Annotated in this window: 18 protein-coding genes; 12 read left to right on the forward strand and 6 right to left on the reverse strand. The window is 40.1% G+C overall.

From position 1 onward, the window contains the following. Nucleotides 1-113: 113 nt before the first annotated feature. A complete protein-coding gene (locus SLH46_RS06025) occupies nt 114-803 on the forward strand; it encodes a hypothetical protein (protein ID WP_320280256.1) in 690 nt (229 codons plus the stop codon). A gap of 140 nt (nt 804-943) precedes the next feature. Next, nucleotides 944-1,453: a hypothetical protein gene (locus SLH46_RS06030; RefSeq protein WP_320280257.1), complete on the forward strand. Its 510-nt coding sequence runs from the start codon at nt 944-946 to the stop codon at nt 1,451-1,453. Between the two features lie 2 nt (nt 1,454-1,455). On the opposite strand, the gene SLH46_RS06035 is transcribed toward SLH46_RS06030, so the two are convergent. Then, nucleotides 1,456-2,202 (reverse strand): SDR family oxidoreductase, encoded by a 747-nt coding sequence (locus tag SLH46_RS06035; protein ID WP_320280258.1) that lies wholly within the window; start codon nt 2,200-2,202, stop codon nt 1,456-1,458. A gap of 107 nt (nt 2,203-2,309) precedes the next feature. Between SLH46_RS06035 and SLH46_RS06040 the strand changes: the two genes are divergently transcribed. The 5 genes from SLH46_RS06040 to asnB all read left to right on the forward strand — a co-directional run bounded on the left by SLH46_RS06040 (nt 2,310) and on the right by asnB (nt 6,895). Next, complete coding sequence (locus SLH46_RS06040) at nt 2,310-3,605, forward strand: acetylxylan esterase (protein WP_320280259.1); 1,296 nt, start codon at nt 2,310-2,312, stop codon at nt 3,603-3,605. A 155-nt stretch (nt 3,606-3,760) separates the two neighbouring features. Beyond that, the gene (locus SLH46_RS06045) at nt 3,761-4,159 is read left to right on the forward strand and encodes a hypothetical protein (RefSeq protein WP_320280260.1); all 399 of its coding nucleotides are present in this window, start codon (nt 3,761-3,763) and stop codon (nt 4,157-4,159) included. 4 nt (nt 4,160-4,163) lie between these two features. Continuing rightward, nucleotides 4,164-4,385 (forward strand): hypothetical protein, encoded by a 222-nt coding sequence (locus SLH46_RS06050; RefSeq protein WP_320280261.1) that lies wholly within the window; start codon nt 4,164-4,166, stop codon nt 4,383-4,385. Between the two features lie 62 nt (nt 4,386-4,447). Further along, the gene (locus tag SLH46_RS06055; RefSeq protein WP_320280262.1) at nt 4,448-4,747 is read left to right on the forward strand and encodes a hypothetical protein; all 300 of its coding nucleotides are present in this window, start codon (nt 4,448-4,450) and stop codon (nt 4,745-4,747) included. Nucleotides 4,748-5,206: 459 nt separating this feature from the next. Continuing rightward, nucleotides 5,207-6,895 carry an asparagine synthase B gene (gene asnB, locus SLH46_RS06060; protein ID WP_320280263.1) on the forward strand — a complete coding sequence of 563 codons (1,689 nt, stop codon included), beginning with the start codon at nt 5,207-5,209 and terminating at the stop codon, nt 6,893-6,895. 88 nt (nt 6,896-6,983) lie between these two features. On the opposite strand, the gene SLH46_RS06065 is transcribed toward asnB, so the two are convergent. Together SLH46_RS06065 and SLH46_RS06070 are read right to left on the reverse strand one after the other, a co-directional pair. Further along, a complete protein-coding gene (locus SLH46_RS06065; RefSeq protein WP_320280264.1) occupies nt 6,984-7,547 on the reverse strand; it encodes a type 1 glutamine amidotransferase in 564 nt (187 codons plus the stop codon). Continuing rightward, nucleotides 7,540-8,421, reverse strand: coding sequence for a patatin-like phospholipase family protein (locus SLH46_RS06070; RefSeq protein ID WP_320280265.1), 882 nt, complete (start codon nt 8,419-8,421; stop codon nt 7,540-7,542). The genes SLH46_RS06065 and SLH46_RS06070 overlap by 8 nt, the downstream gene beginning before the upstream one ends. 127 nt (nt 8,422-8,548) lie before the next feature. Here SLH46_RS06070 and SLH46_RS06075 point away from each other — a divergent pair, with 127 nt between their 5' ends. Continuing rightward, the gene (locus tag SLH46_RS06075) at nt 8,549-9,646 is read left to right on the forward strand and encodes a TlpA disulfide reductase family protein (RefSeq protein ID WP_320280266.1); all 1,098 of its coding nucleotides are present in this window, start codon (nt 8,549-8,551) and stop codon (nt 9,644-9,646) included. Nucleotides 9,647-9,704: 58 nt separating this feature from the next. Here SLH46_RS06075 and SLH46_RS06080 read toward each other — a convergent pair whose 3' ends face one another. Further along, on the reverse strand, nt 9,705-10,526 hold the full coding sequence (locus SLH46_RS06080) for a carboxypeptidase-like regulatory domain-containing protein (protein WP_320280267.1): 822 nt from the start codon (nt 10,524-10,526) through the stop codon (nt 9,705-9,707). A gap of 487 nt (nt 10,527-11,013) precedes the next feature. On the opposite strand from SLH46_RS06080, the gene SLH46_RS06085 reads away from it, so the two are divergent. Next, nucleotides 11,014-11,925 carry a DMT family transporter gene (locus SLH46_RS06085; protein WP_320280268.1) on the forward strand — a complete coding sequence of 304 codons (912 nt, stop codon included), beginning with the start codon at nt 11,014-11,016 and terminating at the stop codon, nt 11,923-11,925. Between the two features lie 115 nt (nt 11,926-12,040). On the opposite strand, the gene SLH46_RS06090 is transcribed toward SLH46_RS06085, so the two are convergent. Further along, nucleotides 12,041-13,342, reverse strand: a complete 1,302-nt coding sequence (locus SLH46_RS06090; RefSeq protein WP_320280269.1) for a S28 family serine protease — start codon at nt 13,340-13,342, stop codon at nt 12,041-12,043. An 89-nt stretch (nt 13,343-13,431) separates the two neighbouring features. On the opposite strand from SLH46_RS06090, the gene SLH46_RS06095 reads away from it, so the two are divergent. From SLH46_RS06095 to SLH46_RS06105, 3 genes are all read left to right on the forward strand, one after another. After that, nucleotides 13,432-14,010 (forward strand): peptidylprolyl isomerase, encoded by a 579-nt coding sequence (locus tag SLH46_RS06095; RefSeq protein ID WP_320280270.1) that lies wholly within the window; start codon nt 13,432-13,434, stop codon nt 14,008-14,010. Between the two features lie 67 nt (nt 14,011-14,077). Further along, nucleotides 14,078-14,491 (forward strand): bacteriohemerythrin, encoded by a 414-nt coding sequence (locus tag SLH46_RS06100; RefSeq protein WP_320280271.1) that lies wholly within the window; start codon nt 14,078-14,080, stop codon nt 14,489-14,491. Nucleotides 14,492-14,568: 77 nt separating this feature from the next. Next, nucleotides 14,569-14,964, forward strand: a complete 396-nt coding sequence (locus SLH46_RS06105; protein ID WP_320280272.1) for a hypothetical protein — start codon at nt 14,569-14,571, stop codon at nt 14,962-14,964. A 71-nt stretch (nt 14,965-15,035) separates the two neighbouring features. Here SLH46_RS06105 and SLH46_RS06110 read toward each other — a convergent pair whose 3' ends face one another. After that, on the reverse strand, nt 15,036-15,794 hold the full coding sequence (locus tag SLH46_RS06110) for a hypothetical protein (protein WP_320280273.1): 759 nt from the start codon (nt 15,792-15,794) through the stop codon (nt 15,036-15,038). Nucleotides 15,795-15,800: the final 6 nt, after the last annotated feature.

The following is a 15,800-nucleotide window of genomic DNA, read 5'->3' on the forward strand; positions in this document are numbered from 1 at the left end:
TGCTACAAAATTGTAAGGTGTGCGTCAATTTTTAAAGTTTATGCTTCATCGCTGATAAGTTGTTAAAGCCTTTTCGGCGGAACTTTGTAGCATAAACTTTAAAACTAATTGTGATGAAAAAATCAATCTTATTATTCGTGGTATGTACCCTAATCCTGGTATTTGCCGGATGCGAAAAAAACTTTGTGGAAGATCCTGTTGATAGCCTCGAATTAAAAAGTGGAAATTCGGGTAATGATAAATTAAATGGTTTCGATGAGTGGGGATTTAACTGGAATGCTCACCATTTTAATGGCTATTTAATGAATGCTGTTATGGGAGACTATTTGTATGATTTTATGCCTTTTTATAAGTGGAATGAGGGCCCGTATCAAGGAGAAGGAGATGAGTTTATTGTTAAATTTGTCAATGAATTCGGTTTCTTCCCTATTTATCCAAGCTTGTTAGATTGTAAACTAGTAATGCACTGGAATGATGCGCTGATAACAAAAGATGGAATTTATCCGGTATATGCCTGGGATTACAGTGGTTGGGTAGACTCTAATGCGTGGATAACCTTTCATTATAGCATGGATAAGGATGGTGAAAAATGGTCGTCGTTTCAGAAACTGGTAGCACAAAGAGCTACTGACTATCTTGAAGATGGGGTTTGGTATAATGAGAATGACGAAGCGATTGGATTGGCTTCTGATTGGCCAACTTTAATTCTCATTAAAAAAGTAAACACTGGCAACGTGCCGGATATGTTTATGGATTCCTACAATAGCCCTTTAGCTCCGGGTTTGGGAAAATACAAAATATAATAGTAAGACATTGAGGTTATAACTTTTGTTAAGGAATATCGTATATCCTCCATGAATTAAAAATCGCAACATGAGACTCGTCCTGGTATTGTCAGGGCGGGTTTCTTTCGTATCAATTTCAAATTATTAAAACCAGACTTATGAAGACTTTAATTATCGTTTTAATCGGATTGTTATCCACTACCACACTCGTTGCTCAAGAATCTTTTGCTGTTCCGCAGCTCACTCCCGATCAGGAAAAGGAAGTGCTTTATAACCATGTTTATGCTTATTTTACAGCAGGACTAAACATGGCGAAAGAAAAAGGAGTTTCGCCTGAAGCGTATGGCAAGTATATTGGCGAAGAGTTTAAAGCTTTCTGGAATCCGGAGGCCGGTTTCGCAGCTTTTGTAAACCAGATCATGTTTATTTTAAAGGGCGTGAATCCGTATAGCGAGATGGAAATTAAGGAGCAGAATGAAAAGATGGTCCGATTTACGATGAGCAATATGAATCTGTCATTTAAAGAAGGAGGACCATTCGGAGTTTCATACAACGATTTTTTGGTGTGTTCGGATGCACTGATATCCACAATCGCCAATCATATGAATGCTGACTTTTCCTACAAGGATACCGATGGTTTATACGAGGTTACCATAACAGCTCAATAAGATCATACATAAATCATTTTTTTGGTCATTCCTCCGTCGATAACAAAATTCTGTCCGGTAATAAAATCATTCTCGGGCTGAAGAAGAAAGAGTACCATGCTGGCAATGTCCGAAGCTTTGCCAACGCGCCCTGCCGGATGTTGGGCATGGTCTTCTTTTGTAAGTTTGTCCTGATTGGCAACAGAGCTCTTTTTCACAGCTGAAACATCAATCCAGCCCGGACTGATGGCATTTACTTTTATTTCGGGGCCAAGACTTGTAGCCAACGCATGTGTAAGCGCCAAAATACCACCTTTGCTGGCAGAGTACGCTTCTGTGTTAGACTCCGATTGCAAAGCCCTTGTTGAAGCCATATTCACGATCCTGCCCCCCTTAAGTTTCATAAATGGTGTTGCATATTTCGAGCAAAGAAATGCACCTGTGAGATTGGTGCCAATAACCTTGTTCCATTCATCAAGCGAAAGATCTGTCAGGTTTTTATTTATGCTTATCCCGGCATTGTTAACCAGCGCATAAATATTCCTGTGTTTGTCCATCGATTTATAGATTGCTGCTTTCACTGACTCCTCATCTGAAACATCAACATGATAAATCTGAACCATTTCCTGGGGAATTTCTTTTTGAAATTCAGCTATGGCCTCTATGTCAATTTCAAAAACCGACACCGCATAATTCTCGCTCAGCAACTCAAGAACCAGATGTTTGCCAATGCCTTGTGCGCCTCCGGTTATAATTACATGTTTTTTCATATCGATGATGTTCTACAATAAAGTTAATCAAATTTCGATAGTTTCATTTTGTTCTTTTTACAAATTGAGATTACTTTATACTGTAATTCAATTTAAACCAATTTCCAATGAGTAATTTTCAGCGTTGTCTCGCATTAGCTTTTTTGTCTGTTTTTATAACTGCTACTTGTGGTGCACAACAAATTCAGCTTGCACAAACCAATGAAACCGGTATTTATAAAACCGGTGAGCAAGTAATTTTTACTGCCAATCTCGAAGGTGTGGAATCGGATTCGATAGTTGTGGAAGTGAGAAAAAACTACAGTTTTGAGGTGGAGAAACGACGAATGGCAAATCCCGGCGGGCAATTTATTGTGTTTAGCGAATTATTTAAGCAGCCGTCAGCAGTGATTGTAAAAGTTAGCGCAGGCGAAAATTATGCTGAGTTAGGAGCAGTAATTAATCCTGAAAAATTCGAACCGGGAACAAAACGTCCGGAAGATTTTGACCGGTTTTGGACAAAAGAAAAAGAGGAACTGCAGGCTTTGCCGATGAAGCTGAAAAAGGAAGCTGTATCGACGGATGAGAATGGATACAACTGTTGGGATGTAGAGATAAATAGCACAGTACCCAAACCGGCGCGTGGTTATTTTGCAAAACCTGAAAATGCCAAAGAAAAATCCTTACCAATCGTACTATATGTTCATGCAGCCGGTGTAAAGGGATCGTGGTGTTTGTCGCGACCTGAAGAAGCACTTCGATACGCTAAGATGGGAAATGGCGCTTTGGCTTTCGATTTAAATGCGCACGGAATGTTAAATGGAGAACCACAGGAGTATTACGGTGCGCTGGAGGAAGGAGAACTAAAAGAATATTGGAAACAAGGTGCAGAAAGTCGCGATGAGTATTATTTTAAAGGTATGTACTTACGCCTGATGCGTACACTCGATTTTTTAACCAATCAGCCCGAGTGGGACGGAAAACGTATTTTAGTAATAGGCGAAAGCCAGGGGGGAGGACAGGCATTGGCAGCAGCCGGGCTCGATCACCGGGTAAGTGCTGTTGTTGCAACTGTACCGGCAATGTCAAACATGGTGAGTCATTTCGGGAATGCAATTGCTGGCTGGCCAAATCCTATGTCGTTTGATGCAGATTCATCCTTATTAGTAAAAACAATTCCGTATTTCGACACCGCTCATTTGCTAAAGGGCAGTACCGCAACGATTGTAACCGAGATAGGTTTGATTGATGTCACCTGTCCGTCGTATGCCATTTATGCCGCAATAAACAAGGCGGAAGGAAAGAAAATAACCTACGCAGTGCCATATCGCGGGCATCATCTCAGTCAACACGATTATCAAGGTATTTGGGAGGAAAATGTCTATCAATCCAAACAGCGTTTTATTAAAGACTTTTTGAAATAATAAACCCTACATTTTTGTAGGATTAGCTGTGTTTTCTTACAAAAAAGAATGGTTAAAGTAAAATCTGTTTTTTACAAGGAATTGGTTTTCAGTGTGCTGTAAATTGTGGTATCGCTTTTGCCCAGCTTATGCCAAACAATTTTAATGTGAAGGATATGAGAGTAATGTTACCGATTACCGAGAAGGAGACAGAAAAAGCGAAAATTGCACGCGGTTTTCATAATGCGAGGTTTGTTTGTATTTACGATTCGGAGTTGAATTCATTCGAATGTAAAGAGACCAAAGAGATCAGCCCGAATCCGGGAGACCTCACGCAGGAGTTAAAACGTATGGGGATAAACAACGTAATCAGCGGGTATTTGCCGCCAATGGTTTTGCAGATTTTTACACGCAATGGATTGTCGGTGTTTAAAGCACGCGGAAGCAACGTAACAAAGAATATCGATTTTTTTACCCAAAACCAGTTGGAGTCATTTACCTCGCAAGCCGCACGCGAACTGTGGGGATGCGAAAGCGGGTGCAATTCATGTAGTTCAACATCGTGTAAAAATTAGAGGTATGGCAATCGACAAAGCAATAACTTTTGTAAAAAAGGCAACCACCGAGAGCGAATTTCGAAAAGCATGTTACAAAGTGCCATCGAAAGAAAGCCTGATGCAGCAAATTGGTTTTACCGATGTTGAATTTGATGATGCGATAAATATGCAACTGGTGAAGTGCCAAACATACGAGCAGGCCGAAGTGTATCAGCAGATACGTATGTGGTTTGCATCTTTATAATTATTAATTCGTCCTGAATAAGAAAACTTCGGTCTTCTGACTTCAGGCTACAAGCTTTTATTATGAATTACAGAGATCTCGAAGCCGTTCGGCAAATTGTAAATAACGCAACAGGATTAGACATTACTTATGCTTACGAAGATTTGGTTTTTCCGGAGCATGGAGCATTTATCATTCAGTTTGATGAGGAGCGCGTAGATAAATTGCATTGTTTTTTTCATGAAGATTGTACCGAAAAGGATGCACAGAATATATACGCGAATCTTAAAAACGAGTGTGGAAAAAAGAAATGCGACCTGGAACAAGCTGGTAATTTTAATTTCGAACAGGTAGACGACAATATTCAGATTCGGTTCCTGTAACGCTTTCTAATATTTGACAATCAAACCTACATATTCGTAAAATTTCTAGCTGCAAGTAACTTTCATATTTAAGTAAATGTGGATGCCAGGAATTAATTTGTTACCACGAGGGGGCATTTGTTAATAGATTGGTTAAATTTTTGAGCTGTTGATAAACATTCTTTTTTACTGACTACTGTTAGGGTGTTTGTGAAAAAATATGTACTTTTTTGAAGGCTTGCTTTTGTTTTTTAGGGGGTGTTCCCGAAAAATGGTAAAGCAAACCAAAAGTGCCTGGTCTTTTTTAGGGGGTATTTCGATTAATTTAAATTGTTAATTTGATCTAATAATCGGAGTTTATATCCTAAAAAGATAGGTAATTGTTAATTTGAGTAGAAAATTGTCACAAATATTTTTGCCGTATTGACAAAGTGATTATTTTTGAAGCAAAATATTTGACAGCTAAGAAAATTTACGAATATGTGTGGAATTGTAGGAGCATTTGATTTAAAAGTTAAAGCAGAGGATCTCCGCCCTCAGGTGTTGATGATGAGTAAAAAGGTTCGTCACCGCGGACCGGATTGGTCGGGCATTTATTGCGGAGAGAAGGCGATTATCGCTCATGAGCGTCTTTCGATTGTCGATCCTGAATCAGGAGGACAACCATTATACAGTAAAAACGGGAAACTTATATTAGGCGTTAATGGTGAAATTTATAATCATCGTGAAATTCGTAAGCGTTACGAAGGAAAGTACGATTTTTTAACCAAGTCTGACTGCGAGGTGATTTTAGCCTTGTACAACGACAAAAAGGAAAAATTCCTGGATGAGATGAATGGAATTTTTGCTTTTGCCCTTTACGACGAAGAAAACGACTCATATCTGATCGGTCGCGATCATATTGGTATTATTCCATTGTACCAGGGATGGGACAAATGGGGTAACTACTATGTTGCATCGGAACTAAAGTCGTTGGAAGGTTTTTGTATGAAGATCGAAGAGTTTCCTCCGGGGCACTATTTATATAGCAAAGACGGCGAAATTAAAAAATGGTATGTGCGCGACTGGCAGGAATTTGATGCAGTAAAAGATAATCCTGCAAGTATTGAAGAACTGTCGCAAGCGTTAGAGGATGCTGTTCAGCGTCAGTTAATGTCGGATGTCCCTTACGGAGTGCTGTTATCAGGTGGGTTGGATTCATCTATAACATCGGCATTGGCCAAAAAATTCTCATCGAAACGTATTGAAGATGAAGGTGAAAAAGATGCCTGGTGGCCACAGTTACACTCGTTTGTAATTGGTTTGGAAGGATCGCCCGATTTGGCAGCAGCTCGTAAAGTTGCCGATCATATCGGAACTGTTCACCACGAAATTAATTATACCATCCAGGAAGGTTTGGATGCTATCAGAGACGTAATTTACCACATCGAAACTTACGATGTAACTACGGTTCGTGCATCAACACCAATGTACATGCTTTCGCGTGTTATTAAGTCGATGGGTATTAAAATGGTACTTACCGGCGAGGGTGCTGATGAAATCTTTGGGGGTTACCTGTATTTCCACAAAGCGCCAAATGCCGAAGCATTTCACGAAGAATGTGTGCGTAAAGTTGGCCGACTGAATATGTACGACTGCTTGCGTGCCAATAAATCATTGGCTGCTTGGGGTGTTGAAGGCCGTGTTCCATTCCTCGACAAAGAATTTGTTGACGTTGCAATGCGTTTTAATCCGGAAGCCAAAATGGCGAAAGACGGAAAAATGGAGAAACATTGTCTGCGCGAAGGATTTGCCAGTTATTTACCGGAAGAAGTGGCTTGGCGTCAGAAAGAGCAATTCTCTGACGGTGTTGGTTATGGCTGGATCGATACACTGAAACAAATTGCAGAAGATAAGGTGAGCGATGAGATGATGGAAAATGCAAAATATCGTTTCCCGGTTAACCCACCTATGAACAAAGAAGAATATGTGTACCGCGAAATTTACAGCGAACACTTCCCGTCGGATGCGGCTGCAGCTTGTGTACCGTCTGAGGCTTCAATTGCATGTAGTACTGCTGCTGCTCTTGAGTGGGATGCTTCGTTCCAGGGAAATGCCGATCCATCAGGTCGTGCAGTTAACACTGTTCACTCACAAGGAGCGACATTTAAGGATATTAAAAAGAAATAAATCTAATTTCTTATCAATCAATTCAGAAAGCCATTCGTATTGCACGGATGGCTTTTTTTACATCAGTGTCTTTTACTCGGGGAGGAAATTACTCACAAAGGGTAATAAAATTCCGAAGAAGCTGATGATTATAAAACTCGGGATGAAACTGGCAGGTGTACAATGGTTTTTCCTTGTGTTTCATAAGTTGATTTTTACAGGTGTTTGATGTTGCCAGTAACACAAATTCATCGGGTAAAGTTATGGAGTCGTTGTGCATTTGTTTCACCGTAAATTTTTCCGGAAGACTAGTAAAAAGCGGATCAGATTGAAGTATCAGCACTTCAAAATCACCGGCTTCGGGTTCTTTGCTTCTCAAAAGTTCCGAGCCGTATAAATAACCGGTTACATGGTGTCCGGCACAAATGCCGAGTACGGGTTTTTCAAAATCTTTTATCCAGCGGAAATAGGGAAGATGATGTTCAACAATATCGTCGCCCTGTGGCGAACCCGTTAAAATTATGCCGTCGAATGCATTCAAGTCAGTGGTTGCACAAGCTGCATATTCAATAAACGCAGAAGTAGAACCTACGCTCGAAATGATTTTTTCGATTGGTTCTGCAAACTCCCGAATTCCCGGTTCTGCATTATTTACTATTAAAACTTTAGGCATTGTATTTTACTTTGTCAAGCTCAAGAATTGCAGCATAACGTCCCATTTCAATTAACTCTTTGGCTTTGTAGAAATCGTAGGTTCCGCAGGCATCGCGCGAAATATTTATTAGTACGTCGGGCTTACCTTTTTCAATCGAATAATCCACTTGTTTTAACATTCCTGTAGACAAGGATTGCTCCATGAGCGAAAGAAAACCAAGCCGTTCTTTTTTTTCTTTAGGATGATGGATATGTAGAAAGTCGTAAAACTCGTTCATCCATTTCCTGTACGCTGATTCTTTTTCAACAACATCCTCCTTTTGCACAAACTGAAGAGGTATCGGAATAGCAGCGTTTACATGCACGGCAACCAACATATCTTTATTTCGGCGGAAAACATTCGAAATTGGCAGGTTATTCATTACGCCGCCGTCGACAAGTATTTGCTCATTTTTCTCCACCGGAGTAAAAACCGTAGGAATTGAAATTGAAGCGCGAATGGCATCGAATAAACTACCTGAGGTAAAAACCACTTCTTCGCGGTGTTTTAAATCAACAGCAGTTGCCGCGTAGTCAATCGGCAGTTTTTCTATTTGTTCATCGGGTACAAACTCGCGTATTTTCGATAAAACCTTTTCACCTTTAATTAGTCCGTTCCCGCCAAACGAAAAATCAACCATCCGAAACATGTCGTGGCGGTCGAGCGAAACGGCCCACTCCTTAAATTCTTTTAATTTCCCCGCTGCATATATTCCGCCAACAAGCGCTCCCATCGATGTGCCGGAAACCGATCTTATTTTGTAACCACGTTCTTCCAGTTCCTCAATTACGCCAATGTGAGCCATTCCACGAGCTCCGCCACCCGAAAGAACTAAAGCTATTTCCTTGTCCATTTATTGTTCTGATTTATCTTTTGCAATTTAACTAAATTCTATCGCATAATTAAAATCAATCTGTTTTGAAGAATACTTAGAATGAGTATCTTCGACCAGAATTCAATAAATAGAAAAAAACTGTACAATGAGAAAGTTATTAGTTGTTATTTTTAGTGTTGCCTTGTTTGCCGCCTGCACACAGCAAAATGGTTTTAAAATTACTGTTAAACTCGATGGTGCCGACGGGAAAGTGGTGCTTGAACAACGTGGAGCAAGCCAGTGGATTGGAATTGATACCGCAGATGTTGTTGACGGAGTTGCTGTTTTGGAAGGCGAAGTGGAATTCCCTGGATTGTATTACCTATCAGTAAACGGACAGCGCAACAAGGCGATTATTTTTGTTGAGAATGCAAATATTGCTGTTACTGGCAAAGCCGATTCTATTGCCGGTGTTGCGATTAGCGGATCGTCTACTCACGATGAGTTTAAAAAGATAAACGACGAAATTCAGAAAATTGGTGAAGAATATATGGGACTGTACCAGGAAGCACGCACCGCAAGCGCTGCCGGCGATACAACAAAAGCCCAGGAGTTGATGAAACAGGTTGAGGAGTTATATGCAAGTGTTGGTACACTGCAGGAGGACTTTGTAAAAAACAATCCGGCGTCGTATGTTACGCCTATGCTGCTTACACAAATTCAGTACGAAAAAGATGAGGCTGAACTGGAAGCTCTGGTTAATGCCCTGGATCCAAAACTAAGTACTGTACCTGAGATTGTTACCTTAAAAGAAAAAATTGAAAAACTGAAAAAGGTATCCGTTGGACAAAATGCACCTGATTTTACCCAAAACGATGCGGATGGAAATCCTGTAAAATTCTCAGATATCTATTCGAAAAACGAGTTGACGCTGATCGATTTTTGGGCATCGTGGTGTGGCCCATGTCGTGCAGAGAATCCCAATGTGGTTGCTACCTACAACAAATACAAAGACCAGGGATTTAGCGTTTTTGGTGTTTCGCTCGACAGGGATAAAGATGCATGGTTAAAAGCCATTGAAGATGACGGTTTAACCTGGGAGCATGTTTCGGACCTTGCGTACTGGAACAATGCAGCTGCCAAAATGTATGCGGTTAGTTCTATTCCATCAAGTCTGTTGGTAGACAAAAACGGTAAAATCGTTGCAAAAAATAAACGAGGCGAAGAACTGGGAGCAACAGTTGCTGAGTTTTTAGCCCAATAATAAATCGGGATTAACGATAAAAAGGAACCATTCCTCAGTTAGGGGAATGGTTCTTTTTTTATAGTGGAGAACCTTCAAAATACATTTCATCGTCAGGTATTGTAAAAGAAACCAGTTTACTTTTATCGAAATGCATGGTACAATACTTATCAATATTTAACCAGGGATCGTAAATTATCGGATCCCCGTCGTACGGATAATAGCGGATGTATATTGTGGTATTTAACGGGAACAGTTCGCGGTCAAGATCATGAAAATTGAATTTTAATATTCTGTTGCCGATGCTTTTTCTGTGCATATTATGACAGAATATTGCCATTTGGTAATTCATGTAATCTACATCTTCCTCTGTACTAACATACGCCATACACATAAAATCTCTCGATGCTCCTATTTCCGTTACAATGTCGTAAACCAACCCAAACTGACCTTCGTATGGTCCTTCCGGGAGGCTGCCTTTATACGAATCAATGTAGGGCCCTTTGATTGTTTGGAATGTAAACGACTCTAATTTTTGCAAACAAATCACGCCGCCTTCTTTCTGGGGGTAGGTGAGATCGATTGTGTCGGCACCTTCAATATTGATATCAAAAAGCTCATAAAATGAAAAACCTTCCTTTTCAAAAAGCAGTTTAAATTCTCCGGGCTTAACATTCGTAATTTCATAGTTACCATCTTCATCAGAAATGGTTTTTGTAACCGTACCGTTTTTATCACAAAGCGATATTTTAACTCCGCTATTGTCATCATACGAATCAAGGTAAACGAATTTGTAATTGTCGGTTAGCCATACATTGCCTCGTATAACGCCGGGGTACTCATCTTTATCGCAGGCCAGCAACAAAAGAAGTAGCAAACTAAGTAAAGCTGTGCGTTTCATTGGTTTTAGTTAGTTAATGATAGTGTAGTAAAATTATGAATATTTTCCTTCACGGAAACGATTTGGTTTATGTTGTATATTACCCGGCCTACTCAAAACTTACTTGATACTCAGTAAAAAGGAAGTCGAAAATCAGTTTTTTTCGGTGTTCGAATCAGCTAAAAAGTTGCATTTTCTTGTTGTTTAGCATTTATATTTGTACCTGAGAAAAAGAGATAAAACAAGACATATTTTTGGTTAGAATTAGGTTGTGATAGAGGGAAGAGGAGAAGGACCATTTATGAATGTGTGACCAAGATTAAGTTGTTTATAGGACTAGAGATGAGGAGGGAAAATCCTGACATAAAATGTCGGGATTTTTTTTTGTCCAATAATTGATAATTGAACCGGTTTCAGGTGTTTCTTTTTCTTCATTCCACTGTAATTGATTCACTTTACTTCCTAAGAAATAGATAAATACATCGAAGTGATTTAGTACATTTACCACATGCAAAATCACTTTGGAGAAATAGCCGCCTTGCTAACCGCAGTTTTCTGGACGGTAACTTCGCTGGCCTTCGAGTCGGCAGGAAAAAAAGTAGGTTCGCTGGCCGTGAACTTAATTCGTTTAATAATTGCATTCTTTCTCGTGGGGACGTTCAGCTGGATAAGCCGCGGTTTTTTCTTTCCAACCGATGCAAGTCTGTTCGCCTGGAAATGGCTGGCTTTTTCCGGTTTGGTTGGTTTTGTCATTGGTGATTTACTCCTTTTTCAATCGTTTGTTTTAATCGGAGCACGAATTGCCATGTTATTAATGGCACTGGCGCCACCGTTTGCAGCGCTTATTGGCTGGTTGCTTTTGGATGAGGTACTCTCGCCTCAAAGCTGGCTGGGAATGGCTGTTACCATGACCGGAATTATTATCGTTATTCTGAAACGGGAGAAAACCGAAGAAAACGGTGTAAAGGTCCGAAAGATTAAATCGTCGTACCCTGTTCAGGGAATCTTACTGGCTTTAGGCGGAGCACTTGGACAGGCTGCCGGTTTGGTACTTAGTAAAAAGGGAATGGGCGATTATGATGCTTTTTCAGCAACACAGATACGAATTTTGGCGGGGATGATTGGTTTATCAATCCTTTTTGTTTTTATGAAACGATGGCCCCGCGTTTGGGCTGCATTAAAAAATGGCCCGGCCATGAAACGAATTACACTGGGAGCTTTTTTTGGTCCTTTTTTGGGGGTGTCTTTTTCGTTGCTCGCGGTTCAAAATACACAAACCGGAATTGCTGCTACATTAATGGCCATTGTTCCGGTGCTCATCATCGGACCTGCAATACTGTTGTTTAAAGAGAAGGTGAATTGGAAAGAAATTCTGGGGGCAGTTATTACTGTTGGAGGTGTTGCAATGTTCTTTTTGTAGAGCGTAAGTCTGAGCGAAGTCCCTGTCTGCCGACAGGCAGGGAAGACTATTGAATCAACACTTCGACTTCGCTCAGTGTGACTTTAATGGTCACATTTTTATTGAATAAATATTTCTAAATCTCGATATTCACTTCCATATCCAGCCAGTCTTCAAGCGTTTCTTTTACTTGTTGTTTTTGTTCTGTAGGTAAATTCCCGATTCGGGTGCTGTGGCTTCCTTTTGGTTTTACAATTTTCAGGAAATTAGGTTTGTTCGGAACTTCAAATGCCGAGGCCGACCACGGATCCCATTCACCATAAATAAACAACATGTTGGCATCCGTTTTTTTGATGAATTTTTTCACCTCTTTTGCAGTCTTTTTCTTGTACTCAATATTTAATTCCGAAAGGTAAATACGATTCAGCCAGCCCTCTGCAGATTTAATCGACAGATAAGCTGCAAACGGTTCTACATCGTAACCGTAGTAACCCAATTCGTGTGCCGCCTGCACATAAAACGATTTAAAAATATCGACACCTTCGCTGGCCAGGTACATAGGCGACGATACCTTTACCAACTCAGCAAATAATTCAGTAGCCGGTGCATCCAGTGCCGGAATATCATCAAGCGAGTTGTCGTATTGCCAAAAACCATAAGAAAATTCGAGCACTACATAATCCAACAGCTCGTCGTTATTTAGCAGTGGATGAAGTTTTTTGTCCGCACAATATTGCGCGAGAAGTGGCAGGTATGTTTCGCGGTTTTTAAGAATCTGTAACTGGAAAGCACGTACTTTTGCTCGTCCTTCGGCAGTGCCGGTGGTATTGGCAATAAACGGCTCATGACGTCCGTCTTCAACACCAAAATTCAACGGTGCGACATATGGAACCGAAACATCCACATCGTTGGGATAAAGCCAGCGGTGATAAACCGTAGTTTGTCCGCCTTTACTAATTCCTGTACTTATCCATTTTCCCGAATAATATTTTTTCATCAGCTGAATAACATGGTGATGATCGGCAGCGGCATTGCGCACAGTCAGGTAATCCCAGTTAAGAGGTTCCGGCATCGATTCACCAAAATAACGGTGATCCATACAAATTTGGTTGGCACCCAAAATCGGGCAGAGTTCGTTAATGTATTTTGGATTTTCGGAATATCCACCGTTATATCCTTCGGTAATAAAAACCACAGGTTGGTCAACACCTTTGTCGGCAATCAATACGCGCTGCAAAAAAGTTCCTTTCGACGGGTCGGAATGATCCACAGGCTGCTCAACCATTATTTTGTATTTGGCTGCAAAAAAATCGGTGCAGTCCATTTGTTCAACACTTTTAATCTCAGGTTGATTTTCGAGAAAACCTTTTAGTGTATTTTGTGCAAAAGTAAGCGCCGATAACAACAGCAGAATCAGCAAAAATTGAAATTTCTTCATGAGCTTTTTGTTTTATTTTTATGATTGGTTTCCCAAAACCGTTTTTTGTACATTTGATTGCAAGAAAAACATAATCTTCAAAATAAATTATGAGGAAAGCCATAATCTTTTTTATTCCTGTTCTGCTATTGGTGTTTGGAGCCGCAGCTCAGGAACTTCCGCGTGTAAAAATGCAAACTAACCTTGGAAATATTATTGTTGAAATTGATACGATAAATGCTCCGCTTAGCGCCAAAAACTTTTTAGAACATGTGACGGAGGACACTTATAAAAATGCCTTATTTTATCGGGTGGTAAGGATGGATAACCAGCCCAATAACGACGTAAAAATAGAGGTGATTCAGGGAGGAATATATACCGAGCCACGTTTTGAAACAATAAAGCCAATCGCACACGAAACCACCGAAACCACCGGATTAAAACATCTGGATGGCACATTGTCGATGGCACGTAGCGAACCGGGAACAGCATCCACCGAGTTTTTTATCTGTGTGAACGACCAGCCTGAGCTGGACTTTGGTGGCAAAAGAAATCCGGATGGACAGGGTTTTGCAGCTTTCGGGCAGGTAATTTCAGGGATGGATGTAGTTCGTAAAATTCAGCAACAAAAGGATGAACAGCAAACACTTGTGGATAAGGTTGTAGTTTCCGTCATGGAAATTTTGTAGAAAGCAGTTTTTTTATTCTAATTTTAAATTTCCCAAAACTTGTTAAAACATTAAGATCAAATACACGATGACTTTAACTAAAATTAGATGGTCGGATAAGCTGTCTATTGGCAACAGGGTAATGGACAATGATCATCAATCACTAATAGAAATCTATAATAACCTGGTTGATTTTATGGAAACGAACGGTAATCGGAATGATTTTGCAGCAATTCTTTCGAAAATGACTGATTATAGTTTGGCTCATTTTAAAAAGGAAGAGGCGTATATGGAAGAAATCGCTTACCCCGAATTAAATAAACATATTCGATTGCACGGCGAATATATTTATAAGATTGCAATGTTTAATTATGATTTATTGGGAGCTAATCCGCCGGATCCGGGAGACATTATAAAGTTCCTCGAAAAATGGTGGCAGTCTCATATTTTATCGGTTGACATTAAATATGAAAAGTTAAAAAAGGGGAAAATAATCGGGTAAACAAATTAAAAGATAAGAGTCTCACGCAACTAATTCTGTCGTTCCTCCATCATGTATTAAACAAAAAACTTACTGTTATGAAAAAGTTGCTTTTACTTTTTAGTTTATTCACGATCATTTCCTGTAACGATAAAGAGTCACCGATTGGTATATGGGAGGATAACATTAAACTCTCTCAAAAGGAAGTTGAATTTGATGCTAACGAAAATAGTGTTACCATAACTACTGAAGGTGAATGGTGGTGGATTACAGACGTTCGTTTTAACGGAACATACATCAATCTAGAAGACCAGGACACGAATTCAGATGACTTTATAATTGAAGAGACTGAATTTAAGATTGAGCGAAAAAACGCTACCGAGATTTATATTACGATGAGTGAAAACACTGGAGATACAGAACGAGAATTAGGAATTGAATTGGAAGCAGGTGATTATTTTGATCACATTAAAGTAACTCAATCGGCTAATTAGAAGGAATGCCACATAAAAAAGGGCCGCCCAAAAGGCAGCCCTGTTAAGTGTTTTATCTTTGGTCGGATTCGTTATGGTAGAGTAAATGTTTCAACCGAAGCATCCCAGGCATACACATCAGGAATAAAATGTGTAAGTGTAAGTGTCATAACTTTGCCGTCAATTGTACCGCTACCGGTAATATAAACTTCGCCGTACTCATCATCGTAATACCACGCCGGTTGGTCATTCACGGTTACTGTTGTTCCATCAACAATAAAAATAATATCGTAACCGGTTTCGAATAATCCCATTGCTTTATACAATGTTACCGAACCCAGACTGGCCTGGTAGACTTCGGGTTGTAATACTTCGCCCCAAAATGGAGAGTCGAATGTACCAGTACCAATTGAAGTGAAGTCAAGTTTCAGCGAAGCTTTGTAGGTAGTTGTTCCAAAAAACTCCGACACAGTGGCATCGCTTAAACTCATGTTAAAGTTAAAGGTAACACCCGGTGCAATTTCGGTAGCTGCTACCAGCGGAACAATTTTAGCGTAAGCAACTGTTTCTCCATCGTTAAAGGTTACCGTATTACTTTCCAGTTCAAAAACGCCATCGATGTTATCGTTCGGTTCAAGAGTTATACTAACCGTTTCAGTTCCTGTACCATCTGTACGCACCACCTGTACACTTACTGAATAATTATTTTCAGCGGTGAGCAGGTTGTCCACCACGATGGAGGAGCTAAAAGCTACGTACGCATCGGTTTCGTATAGTTCTCCAATATTGTCCTGGTCGCATGCTGCAAAAGCCAGAACAAAAACCAATAGTGCTAATTGTATATTCTTCATAGTCGT

The organism is Draconibacterium sp. IB214405 (assembly GCF_033963885.1).
Taxonomy (GTDB): domain Bacteria; phylum Bacteroidota; class Bacteroidia; order Bacteroidales; family Prolixibacteraceae; genus Draconibacterium.

Coding starts and splice junctions, on each gene's coding strand:
- SLH46_RS06035 (WP_320280258.1), bottom strand. CDS start 2,202: ATGAAAAAACATGTAATTATAACCGGAGGCGCACAAGGCATTGGCAAA.
- SLH46_RS06080 (WP_320280267.1), bottom strand. CDS start 10,526: ATGAAACGCACAGCTTTACTTAGTTTGCTACTTCTTTTGTTGCTGGCC.
- SLH46_RS06100 (WP_320280271.1), top strand. CDS start 14,078: ATGACTTTAACTAAAATTAGATGGTCGGATAAGCTGTCTATTGGCAAC.
- asnB (WP_320280263.1), top strand. CDS start 5,207: ATGTGTGGAATTGTAGGAGCATTTGATTTAAAAGTTAAAGCAGAGGAT.
- SLH46_RS06070 (WP_320280265.1), bottom strand. CDS start 8,421: ATGGACAAGGAAATAGCTTTAGTTCTTTCGGGTGGCGGAGCTCGTGGA.
- SLH46_RS06105 (WP_320280272.1), top strand. CDS start 14,569: ATGAAAAAGTTGCTTTTACTTTTTAGTTTATTCACGATCATTTCCTGT.
- SLH46_RS06030 (WP_320280257.1), top strand. CDS start 944: ATGAAGACTTTAATTATCGTTTTAATCGGATTGTTATCCACTACCACA.
- SLH46_RS06050 (WP_320280261.1), top strand. CDS start 4,164: ATGGCAATCGACAAAGCAATAACTTTTGTAAAAAAGGCAACCACCGAG.
- SLH46_RS06110 (WP_320280273.1), bottom strand. CDS start 15,794: ATGAAGAATATACAATTAGCACTATTGGTTTTTGTTCTGGCTTTTGCA.
- SLH46_RS06090 (WP_320280269.1), bottom strand. CDS start 13,342: ATGAAGAAATTTCAATTTTTGCTGATTCTGCTGTTGTTATCGGCGCTT.
- SLH46_RS06075 (WP_320280266.1), top strand. CDS start 8,549: ATGAGAAAGTTATTAGTTGTTATTTTTAGTGTTGCCTTGTTTGCCGCC.
- SLH46_RS06095 (WP_320280270.1), top strand. CDS start 13,432: ATGAGGAAAGCCATAATCTTTTTTATTCCTGTTCTGCTATTGGTGTTT.
- SLH46_RS06025 (WP_320280256.1), top strand. CDS start 114: ATGAAAAAATCAATCTTATTATTCGTGGTATGTACCCTAATCCTGGTA.
- SLH46_RS06085 (WP_320280268.1), top strand. CDS start 11,014: ATGCAAAATCACTTTGGAGAAATAGCCGCCTTGCTAACCGCAGTTTTC.
- SLH46_RS06040 (WP_320280259.1), top strand. CDS start 2,310: ATGAGTAATTTTCAGCGTTGTCTCGCATTAGCTTTTTTGTCTGTTTTT.
- SLH46_RS06065 (WP_320280264.1), bottom strand. CDS start 7,547: ATGCCTAAAGTTTTAATAGTAAATAATGCAGAACCGGGAATTCGGGAG.
- SLH46_RS06055 (WP_320280262.1), top strand. CDS start 4,448: ATGAATTACAGAGATCTCGAAGCCGTTCGGCAAATTGTAAATAACGCA.
- SLH46_RS06045 (WP_320280260.1), top strand. CDS start 3,761: ATGAGAGTAATGTTACCGATTACCGAGAAGGAGACAGAAAAAGCGAAA.